Annotated in this window: 1 protein-coding gene; it reads right to left on the bottom strand. The window is 53.3% G+C overall.

The genetic code is table 11. The features are described from left to right. The coding region (locus PK35_RS16965) for a DUF11 domain-containing protein (protein WP_044627776.1) at positions 1–703 on the bottom strand (703 nt) is incomplete at both ends.

Genomic DNA, 703 nt, shown 5'->3' with positions numbered 1-703 from the left:
CCTGCTGCTCCCGTTGGCGCATTGACTGTTGCCTCATAAGTGACTACCGTTGTACCATTGTTGGCCGCTACTGTTAAGCCTGTCCATGTGGCGGTGTTCACTGTTTGCACGCCACCATCATTTACTGCGGTTAGTGTATAACCCGTTGGTAAGGTATCTTCTATCGCTACGCCCGTGGCTATATCTGGGCCTGCATTGGTAACGGTTAACGTGAAGGTTACCGTCTCGCCTACGTTAGGGCTCGTATTACTTATTGTTTTAGCGATACTCAGATCTGCCTGTTGGATCGTTACGCCTACTTCGGCCTCGTCATCGTCCGGGATCCCATCGCCGTTGTCGTCCGTATCCGATCCGCTTGTTGGGTCGCTATCCGGATCGAACTGGTCCGATGCCGTGATCTCTACACCGTTGATGTACTCGTTCGCTGCTCCCGTTGGCGCATCTACCGTGGCATCAAAGGTCAACGTTACCGTGTCCGTACCTACGGGCACTGTTAACCCTGTCCAATCGACTTGGTTGGTTACCGTCTCTGTGCCTGTGCCACTGATGTTAGCGATATTGCTGTAGCCTACCGGTACTACATCCTGTACCGCTACGCCTGTAGCATCTACTGTGCCGGCATTGCTCAATGTAATGGTGAACGTCACGACATCGCCTACGTTTGGTGTCGCGGCGCTTACCGCTTTGCTGATGCTTAGGTCGG

The sequence above is a fragment of the Neotamlana nanhaiensis genome, from assembly GCF_000943555.1.
Classification (GTDB): domain Bacteria; phylum Bacteroidota; class Bacteroidia; order Flavobacteriales; family Flavobacteriaceae; genus Neotamlana; species Neotamlana nanhaiensis.
This window is presented reverse-complemented; position numbering and strand designations above follow the sequence as displayed.